This window comes from Mycobacterium ostraviense, from assembly GCF_002705925.1.
Lineage (GTDB): Bacteria > Actinomycetota > Actinomycetes > Mycobacteriales > Mycobacteriaceae > Mycobacterium > Mycobacterium ostraviense.
Genome location: NZ_NKRE01000001.1, coordinates 1,144,415 through 1,159,362, shown reverse-complemented (window position 1 = coordinate 1,159,362; position 14,948 = coordinate 1,144,415). Strand labels below are relative to the sequence as shown.

The following is a 14,948-nucleotide window of genomic DNA, read 5'->3' as shown; positions in this document are numbered from 1 at the left end:
AGGTTGGCGTCAGGGAGTGTGTCAGTGGTCATGGTCGTGGCCCGAGTCCGCCACCACCAGCGGTGAAACTGGCTCCCCGACGCGCTCCCTTGCCTCGGCCATCACGTCGGCGACCGTCAGCCGAACCTGCTCAGCACTCGTCGCTGCCGTGCGCTCGGCGCCGCGGGCGGCACGCATCCCCCATGCGGTTACGGTGACGCTCGCCTCGCGCAGCGGAAGCTTCGCCACCGCCCAGCGAAGCGCCTCATACGTCGCAGCACCCACCGCACCGGTCACCACCGTGGGCACCGCCTTCGCCAATAGTCCCTGCCACGCCATCCCGAACACTTCCTTCCTTGATAATTGACTCGTCACAGGTTGCGGACAGCCACACCCTGCCACCACGTTCGCCTCCGGAGTACTGCCATCCCAGCGGCGGATCGGACCTCTTGATCTCTTGCCGCCAGGGGCTCAGCCACAACTGGCGTGACGCAACTGGTGGCCGTCGTCATATCGTGCTCTCGGCTATTGGTGTTATCTGCTCGGCCGGCTTGTGTTGCGAGTCCCATTCCACGACACCAACCAGGGCCTGGACGGCGGTGTCGGCGTCTGGGCCGAAAAGTGATCAGTCATTGCACTTGAAGGGAGGGGCCGGCCAACTGCCAGACGTAAATTACCCAGGTAGGGTACATGCGTCAAGTGCTTGTGTCGGTGCATAGCCGAGGTCCCAGATCGCCCGTCCATGCCGTATTGATCAGGAGCGAACCAGTCGGGCAATGGCTGCCGAGGCTTCGGCCAACTTCACGTCAGCTTCGGTTTCGCCCTCGGCAATTGCTTGGCTTACGCAGCTGTCAAGGTGGTCGTCAAGCAGGTTCAACGCCACTGAGCGCAAAGCACTGCTGGCAGCACTGATTTGGGTGAGGATGTCGATGCAGTACTTGTCCTCATCGATCATCTTGGCAATGCCGCGAATCTGACCCTCGATGCGGCGCAGTCGCTTAGCGTAGCTGTCCTTGTGCGCTACATATCCGTATGAGGCTTCCACCTAACCTCCCAACCTATTTGTCGTCGAGTCTTCTCGGCGTTGCTGTGGGGACGAGCGGGCCGCCACCAAATGACATCGTTGATAGTCAATGTACCCCGTGGGGGTACATAAGTCGATTGCCGGGTGCTTCCATTCCCGCTGTCGCTATGCGACGATCGTGGATGCTCAAGCCCCCAGGCCATACCCCCGCCACGTGCGACGAGGAGTTGCTTTGCTGCCTGGGACCGGGCTTTCCCCCACTGGTGGGCAGCGACCCCGACCGCGTGGCGCGCATCCGCGACGAAGTTGCCTTTGGCTTTTCGGCGCTGACGGATGTCGCGCACGCCGTGTCAATCTTCGGCTCCGCACGCACGCCGCCGGATCACCCGCACTACAAGCTTGCGCGCACGTTGGCCAGAAAACTGGGCACTCTGGGCTTCGACATCATCACCGGCGGTGGGCCGGGGATAATGGAGGCCGCCAACCGGGGCGCTCGCGAAGCCGGCGTGCGCTCGATCGGGCTGAGCATCGAGCTTGCGTACGAGCAACGTAGCAACCCGTTTGTCGATTTTCCGCTGGAGTTTAGGTACTTTTTCGTGCGCAAGTTGATGTTTGTCAGGTATGCGTCGGCGTTTGTGGTGCTGCCTGGGGGATTCGGGACGCTCGACGAGCTCTTCGAGGCGCTAACGCTAATACAGACTGAGAAGATCCGGCACTTCCCGGTTGTGCTTGCAGGATCGGACTATTGGGGTGGCCTCGAGAGGTGGATCCGCGCTCGTGTGCTTGCGCCGGGAATGGTTTCGCCCGACGATATGACTTTGCTCGTGCTGTCCGACGAGCCCGACGAGATCGGCGAGATCATTGCGGGTGGGCGCCATCGCCAGCTAGAGACCTATCGGCCACCGGAGCGGTGAGCTCCTATGAGACACTCCATGGGCCTCATATCACGCTCGGCACCATATGTCGGGGCCTCACTGGTCGTTCACTACAGCGAATTCAGAATGTCTTGTATGGTCTGAATCTCCTGTTGCTGGTTAGTGACGATGGATTGGGCCAGCGCGATGACTTGTGGGTTTTCTCCGGAGTTGATTTCGTTGCGGGCCATCATGATTGCGCCTTTATGATGCTGGATCATCTGGGTAAGAAACAGGGTGCTCGCCTCGACGCCGCGGGCGTTTTTCAAGGCTTGCATGTCTTGTTCGGACATCATCCCGCTGTTTTCGCCCATTGCGGGCATGCCGCTGTGGCTTGGCATGGTCGGTTGCCCCCACTGGTCCAGCCATGCCTGCAGCTGTTGGACCTCGGGTCCCTGCGCCGTCTTGATCTGGTTGGCTAACCGGATCACCCGTGGGTCGACACCGTCTTTGCTGAGCATGATCTCACTCATCTGGATGGCTTGCTGGTGATGAGGAATCATGTCCTTGGCGAACGCGACATCGGTGTCGTTGTGAGCACCTGGCGGCAAAGTTGATCCGCTCGAGTGGCTGGCTGACGTGGTGCTGGAGCCGGCCTGATCGCGTGAGCTGTTACACGCGGTCAAGGTGAGCAGCGCCGCGAGCGCTGCCGCGATCACGGTGAAGAACCGTTGTCTCATCACGGTAATTGTCCTTTCCGGGCGTGCAGCATAGGGCCATTTCACCCTTGCCCGACGGTGTATACCCGATGGGGGTCTAGGTAAACAGTGGTAGACAGCAGGGAGGTTGCTCGAGCAGGACGGGGCATGGCACGGTGGGATTGATGAAGAAGCGACACGGTGTAAGACACGATCACCAATCCGGTTGGATGACTACGCATCCATGGGCCTACGAACTGGTGACCGACCTGTGGTACCTGGGACGGCGCGCCCACATTTGGGATCAGCTGGTCGCTGCATCCGGTGCTAGACCCGGTGAGAAGGTGCTCGACGTGGGATGCGGCACGGGCTATTTCGCGCGACGCATCGCACCTGTTGTGGACCCTGCCGGTGAGGTGGTGGGGATAGATCCGCTGCAGCCGCTGTTGGACTACGCGGCTGCACATAGCCCGGCTAACTGCACGTTCCATGCCGCCACTGCCCAAGATCTCCCTTTCGGAGATGAATCGTTTGACTTAGTGGTGTCCAGCATCACCTTTCACCACATTGCCCCGGATCATCGTGCTGATGCCGTGCGGGAGATGTTTCGTGTCTTGCGGCCTGGTGGTCGGGCACTTACCGCTGACGTTGGCCCGCCGAGAAATTCGTTGGTGGAGCGAATGATCAGCGTTGCCCATGGTCACTCGGAGGTGCACAACGTCTTTGACCAGTTGGAGGAGCTGGCCGCCGAGGCCGGATTTGTTGCGATGACGACCGGGAACGTCCCGCGACTGCACTACCTCACCGCCGAGCGGCCGCGCAACCGATGACTCCTGCGTTGCGCTGTATCGGTCGACGGTTTAGTTGGCCCCAAGCGGGGGTTTAGTTATTACCGAATGGAATCGGCGTAGCCGTAGACTGTTGCTGACCACGAAGGCCGACGAGAAGGCCATGGCGGCGCCGGCCAGCATCGGGTTAAGCAGTCCGGAGGCCGCTAGGGGCAAGGCGGCAATGTTGTAGGCGAACGCCCAAAACAGATTGCTTTTGATCGTGGCTAATGTTTTGCGGGAGAGCCGGATTGCATCGGGTACCGCCTGTAGGTCCCCGCGCACCAGCGTCAGGTCGCTGGCCTCGATAGCGACGTCGGTGCCGGTCCCCATGGCCAATCCGAGGTCGGCCTGAGCGAGCGCGGCTGCATCGTTGACGCCGTCACCGACCATGGCCACTACCTTGCCTTCAGCCTGGAGCCGCTTGACAGTTTCGGCCTTGCCTTGGGGAAGCACTTCTGCGACGACGTTGGCGATGCCCACCTGATGTCCGATGCTGCGTGCCGCCGCCCCGTTGTCGCCGGTGAGCAATATCGGCGTCAAGCCAAGCGCACGCAGCTGACGAACCGCTTCGGCGGAGGTCGGCTTGACGGCGTCCGCGACCACGAGCAGCGCCCGTGCTGTGCCGTCCCAGCCGACACCGACCACGGTTTTCCCCTGCGACTCCGCTTCTTGCTTGGACCGTGCCAACGTGTCCGGGAGGTGTTGGGCCCACTCGGCAAGTAGCCGCTCGCGGCCGACCACGACTGTGTGTCCGTCCACAACCCCCTTAACACCTAGCCCCTCGAGGTTCGTGAAGTCCTCAACGGGTGGCAAATCGCCGACCTTGTCGCGGGCAGCCTTACTGATCGCTTTGGCGATGGGGTGTTCCGAGGCATCTTCGAGTGCACCCGCAACGCGCAATACGTCGTCTGGTCGTTCTCCCTCGGCGGTGATGACGTCGAGCAGGGTCATGGCGCCTGTAGTCACAGTGCCGGTCTTGTCGAGGACAATCGTGTCGATGCGCCGGGTTGACTCCAGCGCCTCCGGGCCCTTGATCAGAATGCCCAGTTGCGCGCCGCGACCCGCTCCGACCATCAGTGCGGTGGGAGTGGCCAAGCCAAGTGCGCATGGGCAGGCGATGATCAGCACTGCGACAGCCGCGGTGAACGCCGCCGCGATCGGCTCTCCGGTGCCGATCCAAAGCGCGAGGGTGGCGACCGACAGCGTGATGACGATCGGCACGAAGATCGCCGAGATCGTGTCGGCCAGTCGTTGCGCCCGGGCCTTTCCGGTCTGTGCCTCTTCGACGAGCTTGACCATCTGCGCTAGTTGGGTATCGGAGTCGACGCGGTTGGCACGCACTACAAGTCGTCCACCCATGTTGACCGTAGCGCCGACCACCTGGCTCTGTGGACCGACCTCGACCGGTACGGATTCACCGGTCAACATGGAGGCATCGACGGCCGAGGAGCCCTCGATTACGATGCCATCGGTGGCGATCTTCTCGCCGGGGCGCACCACGAATTCATCGCCGACAACAAGTTGACTGATCGGGATTCGTTGCTCCACACCGTTTCGGCGCACGGCGACATCCTTGGCGCCGAGTTCAAGCAGCGCCCACAAGGCCGCACCGGCTCGCCGCTTGGAGCGCGCCTCCAGATAGCGGCCAGCTAGGACGAAGGTCGTCACCCCGGCGGCCACCTCCAAGTACATGCTGCTGGTCCCATCGGTGCGGGTGCTTGTCAACGCGAACGGGTGGGTCATGCCGGGCAGGCCGGCACTGCCCCAGAACAGCGCGTAGATCGACCAACCGAACGCGGCGATGGTACCCATCGAGACGAGGGTGTCCATGGTGGCAGTGCCGTGGCGCAGGTTGACCCACGCAGCCTTGTGGAATGGCAGTGCACCCCACACCACCACCGGCGCAGCCAGTGTCAGCGATAGCCATTGCCAGTTGGTGAATTGAAATGCTGGCACCATCGCCATCGCGATCACCGGCACCGCTAGCAGCAGTGCGACCGCCAGCCGCTGCCGCAGCGCGGCGGTCGGATCTTGTTGCAAGCTCGCTGCTGCATCACCGCCCGGTTCACGAGTTTTCGGTGCAGAGATGTCCGCCGCATAGCCGGCTTGCTCAACGGCTTTGATTAACTGTAGGACCGAGATCTCACCGATGAAGTCGACTCGAGCTTTCTCGGTGGCGAAGTTGACCGATGCCGTTACCCCGCCGATCTTGTTCAACTTCTTTTCAATTCGAGCAGCGCAGGACGCGCACGTCATACCGCCTATGTCCAATTCGACATGTCCGCCCGACATGTTTCTGGTAACACGAGTCACGATAGATTCCTTCGGTGAATCGATGGGAGATGGCATTTCAACTGGCACACCGACAACCTGCCTCGTCGACCGGCGTATTTCATCACGTCGCTCTCCACATGCCGACCGCTCGCGGTAGTCACTGTTCCGCGATTTCGCCCGGTGTCAACGCCGGGAGCTTCGCCGATCGCGCACGTGACATCTGTGACGCTCACGCTGACAGTGCACATGTCTTGCCTATTTCCCATGTACTTTCCACACCTTTGCGCAGGCTAACATACCCTACAGGGGTATGGCAATATCTTCTCGCCCCGGCCAAGCGAGCCACGGGAGAACGCCGTGATCGGTACCCTGGCGGGGTAGGGTAGTTCGCACGAGGAGATGAGATGTCCAAGAAGACGTCCCGGGCCGGACAGATGGTGCACCATCCGCTCGCGCGGATTGTGGTGCATTGCCTCGCCGTATGCGTGCTGACCGCGGTGAGGCGAGGGGGGTTGCGCTCTATGAGCGCGTTGGGTAGCGCCGATTGTTGTCATTGGAGGTCTGCGGAGGTCGGCCCCGCGAAGTGACCGTTCACCCCACACCGAACCGCCATCGTGATTAACCCTGGCAGCCTGTGATTTCTGACCGCTTTGCTCACGCTGAAAGCGAACTCATGGCCGGTGGCTTCTCGGAGACTTTCGAACGAAATTTGACCTTGCAAGCCTGCAGAAGGCAAGTTTGCAGCGGCAGTGGCAAGGAACTACCGGGACAACCTCGCGTGAGCGCGCGGTGCGACTATATCGGGAGTCTGATCCCAAGCCGAGTGATCGCGCAGCTGGCGCGACGGTCGGCCCACGACCGAGATGCTGGGGGGAACCCCCGGCTGCACGCGGATACCGAGGAACTGCGCCGAGCCAGCGAGGTGTTGCGGGCGGTGAGTGCGCCGACCGATTTCCAGCAGCTCGGTTGCCACCGGTAGAGACTTCGTGCTCTTGCGTGCGGTGCCTAAGGTCCCTACCCCCGCACAGTATAGGAGTGGGATGGTGAATGGTAGCACACGCTGGCACAAGGGCCGGCAAAGGTGGATTACTAGCTAGATCGCAGCTCCTAATGCCCCGCAACGTCTGTGCGGACCAACGAAGGAGGAAGTCACGGTGGAAACATTGAAGGACGAATTGACCGCCAAGGTCGTGGCATATGAGCATTGGGCCAAGCGCCGTCGGTTCGGCCGCTTTGGCCCTACCGATCGTAGACTCTGGGTACTAGCTTGCATGGACGAGCGCCTACCGGTTAACGAAGCACTGGGTATCCAGGTTGATTCGCCGGTCGGGCATGGGGATGCACACTGCTTCCGCAACGCCGGGGGGATCGTCACTGATGACGCGATCCGATCAGCGATGTTGTCGACGAACTTTTTTGGCACAAATGAGATTGTCATCGTTCAACACACCCAGTGCGGGATGTTGTCAGCCAACGCCAACGATCTGGAGGCCTATTTCAAGGCCAAGGGTATCGACACCGAAGAGCCCATCTTGGATCCGACGCTGCCCGAGTTAAAGCTTGACAAGGGCTCTTTCGCCAAGTGGATCGGGATGATCGATGACGTCGACGAGGCATTGCTGAAGACGATCGAGGTGTTTGAGAACCATCCGCTCATTCCCGACGACGTGACCATCAGCGGCTGGGTGTGGGAGGTCGAGACACGGCGCTTGCGACCGCCCACGCGTGATCCGGCGCGACGAGCGCGCACTGACGCGACGGCGCGCGACTACGGCATCACCCAGCCGCAGCCTGCCCGCTGGCACCTGGGTGACGGCCGAGAAGCCGTCGCCACCACAACCGACCCGGTATGCGGAATGGAGCTTGTGATCGACCGCGCCGCCGGGCACCGCGACTTGGACGGGCACAGGCAGTACTTCTGCTCCCAGGTATGCCTCAACAGCTACGACGCCGACCCCACCCGGTACCTGCCCTCCCTGCCCTCCAAAAGATAAAGGGGTAAGCGCCAGTCGCTTACCCCAGCTTCCAACTCATGAGCCGCCCCGATGCTCTTATGGTTGTCAAGCTGCTATAGCGATTTCGGCTGGTTCGATGTTTGCGCTGGTGAGGGCCTTGTAGATCTGTCGGGCGAGGTAGGGTTTGAGGCAGCGCAGAATGTCTTTGGGCGACAGTTGTTCTCGTGCGCGACGATCACGATAGGCGCGGGTTTGAGCGTCGGTGGCCCAGCCGGGTGCAGGCGATCATGGGCAGGGTGCGGTTGGCTTGGCGGTCGCCGCCGCGGGATAATCGGTGGCGATGGGTTTTGCCGCTGGATGCCGGGATCGGTGCGACCCCGCACAGCGCGGCAAACGCTGCTTCGGAGCCTATCCGATCGGGGGTGATAAGCAGCTGGGCGGCGGTCTCGTATCCGACACCGTGGAGGGCAAGCAGTTGCGGGCAGGCCCGTTCGTCGAGGGGCCGCAATTGGGTGTCATAGGCAGCAATCTCGGCGGTCAGGGCTTGGTGGCGCGGCGCCGGGGTACGCAGCGTGACACGAACAGCGGCCTGCGGGTCGCTGAAGTCACCTGGGTCGCAGGCGTGCGCAGGCGGCCACGGAGAGTTCCCGCATGCGGTCGCGCAAGTCAGCGGGCGCGGTGACCAGCAACGAGCGCAGCTCGTTGATCGCCGCGGTACGGGCCTTGACCGCGCCAGCCCGAGTGGTGTGCAGGGCGCGGATGGCTTCTACGATTCCAGTGCCCAGTTTCGGTGTGACGGTGGCCCTTTCGGATAAGACCGTATCGGCGGCGGCGTAGGCATCAAGTGGGTCAGACTTGCCCTTAAATTAATTTAATGCGACGTTGGCGCCGGTCGGGGCGGTTCACCTCGACCACCCGCACTCCCTCGGCGGTGAGGTGGCGGGCCAAGCCGGCGCCATAGGCGCCAGTGCCCTCGACGCCAACCGCGAACAGCCGTCCCAATGAGCGCAACCAGGCCAGCAGCAACGTGTAATCGGCGGCGGTGGCTGGGAACCGCCGTCAGCGATGCGGGTGCCGTTGAGCAGCACCACCGCAGCGTGGTGGGTGTCCACCCCGCCGACGATGCAACGCGCGCGCGGCGCGGGTGGCGAATATGCCAGCGATCAAACTCTTTGCGGCAAAAGGCAATATGATCTTCTTCGGGGGGCATGAGTAGATGCTGAGCTTCTTGACTATATGCGCGCTGCCCACGCTTGACCCGCGGGGCGGCTCAGACCAGGAGTCGGTGGCGGGGGACGTCGAGGGTTGAGCCCGCGACGAGTGGGTACTCGGGCGTAGATCAGCAATCAAACGCCAAAGATCGGATGTTGATGACGACTAACGTACTTATCCTCGGTGCGGGATTCGGCGGGCTGGAGTTGGCCACGCGCCTGTCAGAGTCGCTCGCAGACAATGTGCGGATTACGCTCATTGATCGCAACGACTCGTTCCATTTCGGATTTTCCAAGATTGACGTGATGATGGGCAGATACAGTGCCGAAGAGGCGCGGCTGCCATATGCAGCTATTGCGCAGCCCACTGTCGAGTTCCGCCAGGAAACAATCACCAAAATCATCCCGGAAAGTCGCCAAGTGCAGACCGACTCTCAGTCGTACGATGCCGATGTCCTCGTCGTGGCATTGGGGGCCGACTACGATGTCAGGGCCACTCCTGGCTTCGTTGAGAATGGTTATGAGTACTACACCCTCAACGGCGCGGACCGTTTACGCCAGGCACTGGCGGCATTTGACCGCGGAAATATCGTCATTGGCGTGCTCGGCGAACCGTACAAGTGTCCTCCCGCACCGTTCGAAGCTGCGTTCCTGCTCGAGGACTACTTCACTCAGCGAGGCTTGCGTAACCAGGTAACGATCACCGTAACCGGATATATGGGGGCACCTGTTCCCGTGGCGCAGGAAGTCTCGCGGCCACTGCTTGACCTCCTCACCGCTCGTGGGATTACCTTTGTGCCGAAGCGAACTGTGGGCCGCCTCGAAGGTGCCTCCAAGACCGCGGAATTCGTCGAGGGGGGCGGTATCCCGTATGACCTGTTCATCGGAATCCCGGTGCATCGAGTGCCCGCCGTCGTTGCCGAAGCTGGCATGGCGCCGGAGGGTTGGATCCCGGTCGCCAAGACCAATTTGGCCACTCGATTTGATGGCGTGTATGCCATTGGCGATGTGGCTGCTGCTCATACCGCCAAGGCGGGCGTGTTCGCCTTGCGCGCGGCGCAGTTTGTGGCTGAGCAGATCATCGCTGATGTTCGGGGTACACCGCCGCCCGCTCCGTATGACGGCGCAGCCGACTGCTTTATCGAGTTCGGCCGTGGTGAAGTGGGGAAGGTGGCGGTGAACTTCTTGAGTGGCCCGCACCCCACGGGGATGCTCGAAGGCCCGTCCCTTGCGCTGGCGGCTGAAAAGGCCCAGTTCTCCCGGGAGCGCCGTCAGCGATGGTTTGCAGACTCCCTTAAGTAGCTGAAACATCGTTGTGTCTGGTGAGATTCTTCACGTGCGGTTAGTAATCAGCGGTGACGAGCTAAAGCGTTACATACCCCGGCTGGGTAACCGATGCCAGATTGCCTGTTGGCAATGATGATCATTCCAGTCAATTGGTCGACGATCGGGCGGAAGTCGGCGGGGAAGAGTCTGTCATGGTGTTGATCGGGGCCATGCCGCCGAACGTCAATCTGGCTCGTTAATTTTGAAAAAGCTCTCCTACCACTCAGCCAGGCTAATAAACACGATTATCATTATCAAGAAGCTGAGCTTTTAATGACAATCGTTTTCGACAAGGGTGTAGCGGCTGCACCTCAAAACGGCAGCTAATGAAATATTTTTCAACAAATCACCGCCGGCCGTACAGCCGCCTTGCGGCCCAACGGTGGTGGGGCCACCCAGCCGCCCTGTACTCGCCTTGGCAAAGAGTAGGACTGCGCTGTACCCTCTAGGGGTATGGGGTACTGGCAGGCGTGGGTGCGGGCGGCGGCCTGGTGCAGCGCTGCTCGCGGCCGGCCACACCTGCGGTCCCTCGTCGCCGTGGTGTCCGCGGTTGGGATGCTCGCCATCGCCGCTCACTCGGACCTGCTACGGCCGATATCCCACAATTCTCACCCAGCCCACGCTTTGGTGTCCTCACTGGGCAGTGAGTTCGCGACCACGCTCGATCACCCGCACGTAGACAACGGTTCTGCGGGCACACACCACGCGGCGTTCCCGACCGCGATGCTGACAAAGTCGTCGTCCACCGCGTTGGTTGCACTGAGTCTTGTGTCGGCCCTGGTCGTCGTCGCCGGTTCGCTGGTCCGCCGTGCGGTGCCGGCTGGGCGGGGCCCACCGGGAGGTCTAGCCGCTGCCCTTACGGGTCAAGATTTGCTGACCCGGTTCTGTCTTTCTCGTCGCTGACTGGTCAGCGCCTGGCTGTTGTGCCTTGCACACGACGGTCGGTGACCTGCTGCCCATGTCAATGGCCGCGCGCTGCGTTGCGGCCGCCCAGCACAAAGCGACGATCCGATGAACAATCTCTTATCATTGAAGCCCTGCGAGCTCTCCGACGTGTCGCTCGACACCGTCGACCTGCGCAGCTCAGGGCAACCCATCCTGGCAAGGGTCCAGCACCCCACTGCCAGACGCCAAACCGCCCCCAGCCCTTTTCGCCGACCAGACGCCTTGGTCGGCAATACTCCGGTGCTGCGGATCTCGGCGCCGCTGACCGCCGACGATCGCGGGTTTTGGGCCAAATTGGAAGGGTTCAACCCGGGCGGCAGCATGAAAGACCGTCCCGCCCTGCACATGGTTGAACGCGCGCGTGGCCGCGGGCAGCTGCTACCGGGGGCCCGTATTGTCGAGTCCACCAGCGGATCGCTGGGGCTAGGGCTCGCGTTGGCCGGCATGACTTACCGGCATCCTGTGACCGTAGTCACCGACCCGGGCATGGAACCGATCGTGCAAAACATGCTGCGCGCTTACGGCGCCGACGTCGATGTGGTCACCGAGCCACACCCGGTCGGTGGATGGCAGCAGGCCCGCAAGGACCGAGTCGCCGAGCTGCTGGCTGCAGATCCCAACGCGTGGTGCCCCGACCAGTACAGCAACCCCGACAACATCGACGCTTACCGGTCGCTGGCATTAGAACTCATCGACCAACTCGGACGCATCGACGTCCTGGTGTGCTCGGTGGGAACCGGCGGACATTCCGCGGGCGTGGCCCGAGTGTTGCGCGAGTTCAACCCGAACCTGAAAGTCATCGGTGTGGACACCATCGGCTCGACCATCTTCGGTCAACCGGCCAGCAAGCGGTTGATGCGCGGGCTGGGGTCGAGCATCTACCCCCGCAACGTCGACTACCCCGCGTTCGACGAAGTGCACTGGGTGGCTCCGGCGGAGGCAGTGTGGGCGGCACGCGCCCTGGCGGCCACCCACCACACCAGCGGCGGCTGGAGTGTGGGCGCGGTTGCACTTGTCGCCGGCTGGGCCGCGCGCACCATGTCACCTGACACCACCATCGCGGCGGTCTTTCCCGACGGCCCGCAACGCTACTTCGACACCATCTACAACGACGATTACTGCCGCGAACACAACCTGCTAAATCACCTACCCCCGACGTGCCGACCGTCATCACCGACCCCAGTGAGCGCGTCGTGGAATCCTGGACACGCTGCACCACCGTCATCGACCAGGCCGGAGCGTGACAATGAACTCATTCACCGCCCCAGTCCGGCAGCTTCGATATGTCCAGCGGGATCGCCGATCATCGCCCAATTCGGGCGCCAACACCGACTTCTTCATGTTGAAGCTGGCAGCACGACGACGATGAGCAGCGACACGCCGACCCACGGCACTGCCGGAAAACGCTGCCTTGATAGCCCTGCGCCTGGCGAGCTGGTTGACAGAAAAAAGATAGGTCATACCCGCTCGGCCGCAGTCACTTCGCCCCCCGGCGGGCGCAAGCTGCACTGCAGGACGGCGGGCACCGGTGGCCCCAGTGTGGTGTTCGGATCTGGTTTAGCGCCTCATGATCGAAGTGGTGACTTCGAGCAGCCCCTTGTGACACAACGATTTTGTGGACCGTAGCCCACAATCGGGCCAGCCTGGGCGCAGTGACGATGACCCTGAACCACGCACGACTGCAACGCATCACCGGTGACCTCAAGAGTTCGTCATCATCGACTTATGGGCGATGAAGGCGTTCAACGGCGTAACTCTGTCGCCAGAGCAGGCGCGGTGGCTGAGACTCCTGTCCATCCAACACCTCTGTCCGCAATACGCGGGTTGATAGCTCGCGAAGCCCAGGACGGCTGCCCGTGCCCGGCAGCGCGCCGAACGCAGGGAGCAAGAGCTTGGGGGCAGCCCGGCTCGGTTGATTTCATGGATAATGCCGATTATCGATAGCGATGGAAGATTTTGGCCGACAGCATGATTCAGAGAGGCCAGGCGCCAGGGAACGTCGCTGTGACTGTTATCCTGTTCGGGCGCGCCACTTCAGCCACCAGCGCGCCGTAATGATGACCACCCTGATGCCGAATCTGGTGGTGATCGGCAGCCGCTTGAGAAAAGCCTTGTCTACGTAGGTATTACTGAGTCCGCCCAACTCGTTGAAGCGTGCGACAACGACGTCCATGTGCCGGGTGACGAGTGCGGGGTTGGAGAAGCAGCGGATATTGAAGTCCCAGTCGGCCAGCGACCGGTAGCGCAGGTTGTAGGGGCCGATGCTGCTGAAGAGCTCGCGGCGATAGAAGATCGACTGATGACAGATGTTGCGCTTGAACAGCAGGCGATCGAGGTCGAAGGCGCCACCGTAGCGGTATTTGGTTGAGCGCATGAGCACGTCGCCATATACCAGATCGCTGGGCTCATGTTCGCCGATGAAGGCGGCCACCCGGGCCAGGGTGTCCGCCTCGTACAGCGCGTCGTCGGCGCCCAGAAAGAGCAACCACGTCCCGGTAGCCAGGCTCACGCCGCGGTTCATCGCGTCGTAGACCCCGCGGTCGGTGCCGGAATGGACGACCAGGCGCGCGCCGAAGTTGGGGGCAAAGCTGTTCGCGATATCGAGGGTTGCATCCGTCGAGCCGCCGTCGACCAGTACCAACTCGAAGTCCCGGAAGGTTTGGCAGGCGATGCTCTCGAGGCAAACCCCTAGCGCCGAGGCCACGTTCAAGGTGGGGATGATGATGGAAAACATTGGTGCGGCCATGGCGGCTTTCGTTGTTTCAGCAGCGGTCAAGCCGGCCTCGCGTAGCGGTTCCACTCAATTGGTATCGCGGAAGAAGATACCGTCGGCCTGTAACATTCGACCATTACGTGCGTCGATGAAACAGGGCAGTAAACCGGTCAGTATGAAGCCCAACGAATACACGAGATCGAGTGCTTCCGGAATGAGCATGCCGCCCTCGTACAATGGTGCGAAGGAGAGTTCGAGTTGCATCCCGACACAATGGTCATTGACCGTCGACTTGCCGCCGTCGAGTACCTGCTTTTCAAATCCCTGCACGTCGACCTTGAGAAAAGCCGCACGGTTCGGCCGGAGAAATTCCGGCGCCACGGAATCCAGTCGGTGAATCGGCGCCTCCTCGGTGCCGACATAGTTGGCCGGGGGAAAGGCCTCCTGGTGACGCGTCAGCATGGGCAACACCGAACTGCTTTGACCGGCGTTTCCGGCGACATTGACCGAGACCGTCCCGTCGGCATCGCCCAGCGCACACCGCCGGCAATCCCAAAGCGGATCGGTTGCCGCTTTTCTTTCCAACGTGGTAAATGGCCGGGATAGCGGTTCGAACGAGACGATGCGGCCCTTGTATCCCGCTCTGCGAAGGCCTTTGGCGTATTGCCCTGTGTTGGCTCCGGCATCGAAAACGACATCGACCTGACGCAATTCGAGTTGTTTCACGAACTGGTGCCTCAGGTCCCGCTCGGAATAACGGCGCGGCACCTCGAAGGCGGCGCTGCGCACGATGAATCGAGCAAGGTCCGACAAATGCACCGTGTGACACTAACATGCCCGTCGGCCCGATCTGCCCGGCCGGAGCCGGGGCGATGCGGCCGGTGATCGGGTTTCTTGTCGACGAGCGGCGAAGGGCGGTGAACCCGTTGACGGCGAACAGCTCGGGCGGCAAGGCGCGCTAGACTGCACCGCGGCTACGCGAGGAGGTTGCGAACGTGCCCTCGAGTTGGCGACACGGCAGCATGCAACCTAGGGGTGCCCCCACGTCGCTCAATCACGTTGTGGTTCTTGGGCTTCCGCGCGGCGCTCGCTTGGGTGGGGATGCGGTTGGTCGCAACGGTCGGGCGGTCAGGGCCGGC

At 62.0% G+C, this 14,948-nt stretch carries 13 protein-coding genes and 2 pseudogenes; 7 read left to right on the top strand and 8 right to left on the bottom strand.

The genetic code is table 11. The annotated features are described in order from the left end of the window. Nucleotides 1-21: 21 nt before the first annotated feature. A complete protein-coding gene (locus CDN38_RS05045; protein ID WP_075511776.1) occupies nt 22-318 on the bottom strand; it encodes a DUF1490 family protein in 297 nt (98 codons plus the stop codon). Between the two features lie 415 nt (nt 319-733). Continuing rightward, nucleotides 734-1,024 carry a metal-sensitive transcriptional regulator gene (locus CDN38_RS05040; RefSeq protein WP_075511760.1) on the bottom strand — a complete coding sequence of 97 codons (291 nt, stop codon included), beginning with the start codon at nt 1,022-1,024 and terminating at the stop codon, nt 734-736. Nucleotides 1,025-1,185: 161 nt separating this feature from the next. Here CDN38_RS05040 and CDN38_RS05035 point away from each other — a divergent pair, with 161 nt between their 5' ends. Next, a complete protein-coding gene (locus tag CDN38_RS05035; protein ID WP_075511761.1) occupies nt 1,186-1,917 on the top strand; it encodes an LOG family protein in 732 nt (243 codons plus the stop codon). 71 nt (nt 1,918-1,988) lie between these two features. Here CDN38_RS05035 and CDN38_RS05030 read toward each other — a convergent pair whose 3' ends face one another. Beyond that, nucleotides 1,989-2,597 (bottom strand): DUF305 domain-containing protein, encoded by a 609-nt coding sequence (locus CDN38_RS05030; RefSeq protein ID WP_075511762.1) that lies wholly within the window; start codon nt 2,595-2,597, stop codon nt 1,989-1,991. A gap of 188 nt (nt 2,598-2,785) precedes the next feature. Between CDN38_RS05030 and CDN38_RS05025 the strand changes: the two genes are divergently transcribed. After that, on the top strand, nt 2,786-3,385 hold the full coding sequence (locus CDN38_RS05025; protein WP_233026759.1) for a class I SAM-dependent methyltransferase: 600 nt from the start codon (nt 2,786-2,788) through the stop codon (nt 3,383-3,385). A 30-nt stretch (nt 3,386-3,415) separates the two neighbouring features. Here CDN38_RS05025 and CDN38_RS05020 read toward each other — a convergent pair whose 3' ends face one another. Beyond that, nucleotides 3,416-5,677 (bottom strand): heavy metal translocating P-type ATPase, encoded by a 2,262-nt coding sequence (locus tag CDN38_RS05020; RefSeq protein ID WP_082277233.1) that lies wholly within the window; start codon nt 5,675-5,677, stop codon nt 3,416-3,418. Nucleotides 5,678-6,813: 1,136 nt separating this feature from the next. On the opposite strand from CDN38_RS05020, the gene CDN38_RS05015 reads away from it, so the two are divergent. Continuing rightward, nucleotides 6,814-7,653 (top strand): YHS domain-containing protein, encoded by an 840-nt coding sequence (locus CDN38_RS05015; protein WP_075511765.1) that lies wholly within the window; start codon nt 6,814-6,816, stop codon nt 7,651-7,653. A 196-nt stretch (nt 7,654-7,849) separates the two neighbouring features. Here the strand turns inward: CDN38_RS05015 and CDN38_RS30385 are convergent, their stop codons facing one another. Both CDN38_RS30385 and CDN38_RS32340 read right to left on the bottom strand, forming a co-directional pair. Further along, on the bottom strand, nt 7,850-8,122 hold the full coding sequence (locus tag CDN38_RS30385; protein ID WP_233026757.1) for a transposase: 273 nt from the start codon (nt 8,120-8,122) through the stop codon (nt 7,850-7,852). Nucleotides 8,123-8,219: 97 nt separating this feature from the next. Then, a pseudogene (locus CDN38_RS32340) lies at nt 8,220-8,417 on the bottom strand (IS110 family transposase); the annotation flags it as partial. A gap of 567 nt (nt 8,418-8,984) precedes the next feature. On the opposite strand from CDN38_RS32340, the gene CDN38_RS05005 reads away from it, so the two are divergent. The 3 genes and pseudogenes from CDN38_RS05005 (at nt 8,985) to CDN38_RS04995 (ending at nt 12,340) form a co-directional block, all read left to right on the top strand. Continuing rightward, the gene (locus CDN38_RS05005) at nt 8,985-10,127 is read left to right on the top strand and encodes an NAD(P)/FAD-dependent oxidoreductase (protein WP_075511777.1); all 1,143 of its coding nucleotides are present in this window, start codon (nt 8,985-8,987) and stop codon (nt 10,125-10,127) included. A gap of 477 nt (nt 10,128-10,604) precedes the next feature. Continuing rightward, nucleotides 10,605-11,054, top strand: coding sequence for a putative copper homeostasis (lipo)protein LpqS (gene lpqS, locus CDN38_RS33500; RefSeq protein WP_456320257.1), 450 nt, complete (start codon nt 10,605-10,607; stop codon nt 11,052-11,054). Nucleotides 11,055-11,249: 195 nt separating this feature from the next. Then, nucleotides 11,250-12,340 (top strand): annotated as a pseudogene (locus tag CDN38_RS04995) (PLP-dependent cysteine synthase family protein). Nucleotides 12,341-13,107: 767 nt separating this feature from the next. On the opposite strand, the gene CDN38_RS04990 reads toward CDN38_RS04995, so the two are convergent. Continuing rightward, nucleotides 13,108-13,842, bottom strand: coding sequence for a glycosyltransferase family 2 protein (locus tag CDN38_RS04990; RefSeq protein WP_075511778.1), 735 nt, complete (start codon nt 13,840-13,842; stop codon nt 13,108-13,110). Between the two features lie 54 nt (nt 13,843-13,896). Next, nucleotides 13,897-14,628 (bottom strand): FkbM family methyltransferase, encoded by a 732-nt coding sequence (locus CDN38_RS04985; RefSeq protein WP_075511766.1) that lies wholly within the window; start codon nt 14,626-14,628, stop codon nt 13,897-13,899. A gap of 14 nt (nt 14,629-14,642) precedes the next feature. Here CDN38_RS04985 and CDN38_RS31690 point away from each other — a divergent pair, with 14 nt between their 5' ends. Beyond that, nucleotides 14,643-14,771 carry a hypothetical protein gene (locus CDN38_RS31690; protein ID WP_267888290.1) on the top strand — a complete coding sequence of 43 codons (129 nt, stop codon included), beginning with the start codon at nt 14,643-14,645 and terminating at the stop codon, nt 14,769-14,771. Nucleotides 14,772-14,948 lie beyond the last annotated feature (177 nt).

Coding starts and splice junctions, on each gene's coding strand:
- CDN38_RS05045 (WP_075511776.1), bottom strand. CDS start 318: ATGGCGTGGCAGGGACTATTGGCGAAGGCGGTGCCCACGGTGGTGACC.
- CDN38_RS05035 (WP_075511761.1), top strand. CDS start 1,186: ATGCTCAAGCCCCCAGGCCATACCCCCGCCACGTGCGACGAGGAGTTG.
- CDN38_RS05030 (WP_075511762.1), bottom strand. CDS start 2,597: ATGAGACAACGGTTCTTCACCGTGATCGCGGCAGCGCTCGCGGCGCTG.
- CDN38_RS05025 (WP_233026759.1), top strand. CDS start 2,786: ATGACTACGCATCCATGGGCCTACGAACTGGTGACCGACCTGTGGTAC.
- CDN38_RS05020 (WP_082277233.1), bottom strand. CDS start 5,677: ATGTCGGGCGGACATGTCGAATTGGACATAGGCGGTATGACGTGCGCG.
- CDN38_RS05005 (WP_075511777.1), top strand. CDS start 8,985: ATGACGACTAACGTACTTATCCTCGGTGCGGGATTCGGCGGGCTGGAG.
- lpqS (WP_456320257.1), top strand. CDS start 10,605: ATGGGGTACTGGCAGGCGTGGGTGCGGGCGGCGGCCTGGTGCAGCGCT.
- CDN38_RS04990 (WP_075511778.1), bottom strand. CDS start 13,842: ATGGCCGCACCAATGTTTTCCATCATCATCCCCACCTTGAACGTGGCC.
- CDN38_RS31690 (WP_267888290.1), top strand. CDS start 14,643: ATGCCCGTCGGCCCGATCTGCCCGGCCGGAGCCGGGGCGATGCGGCCG.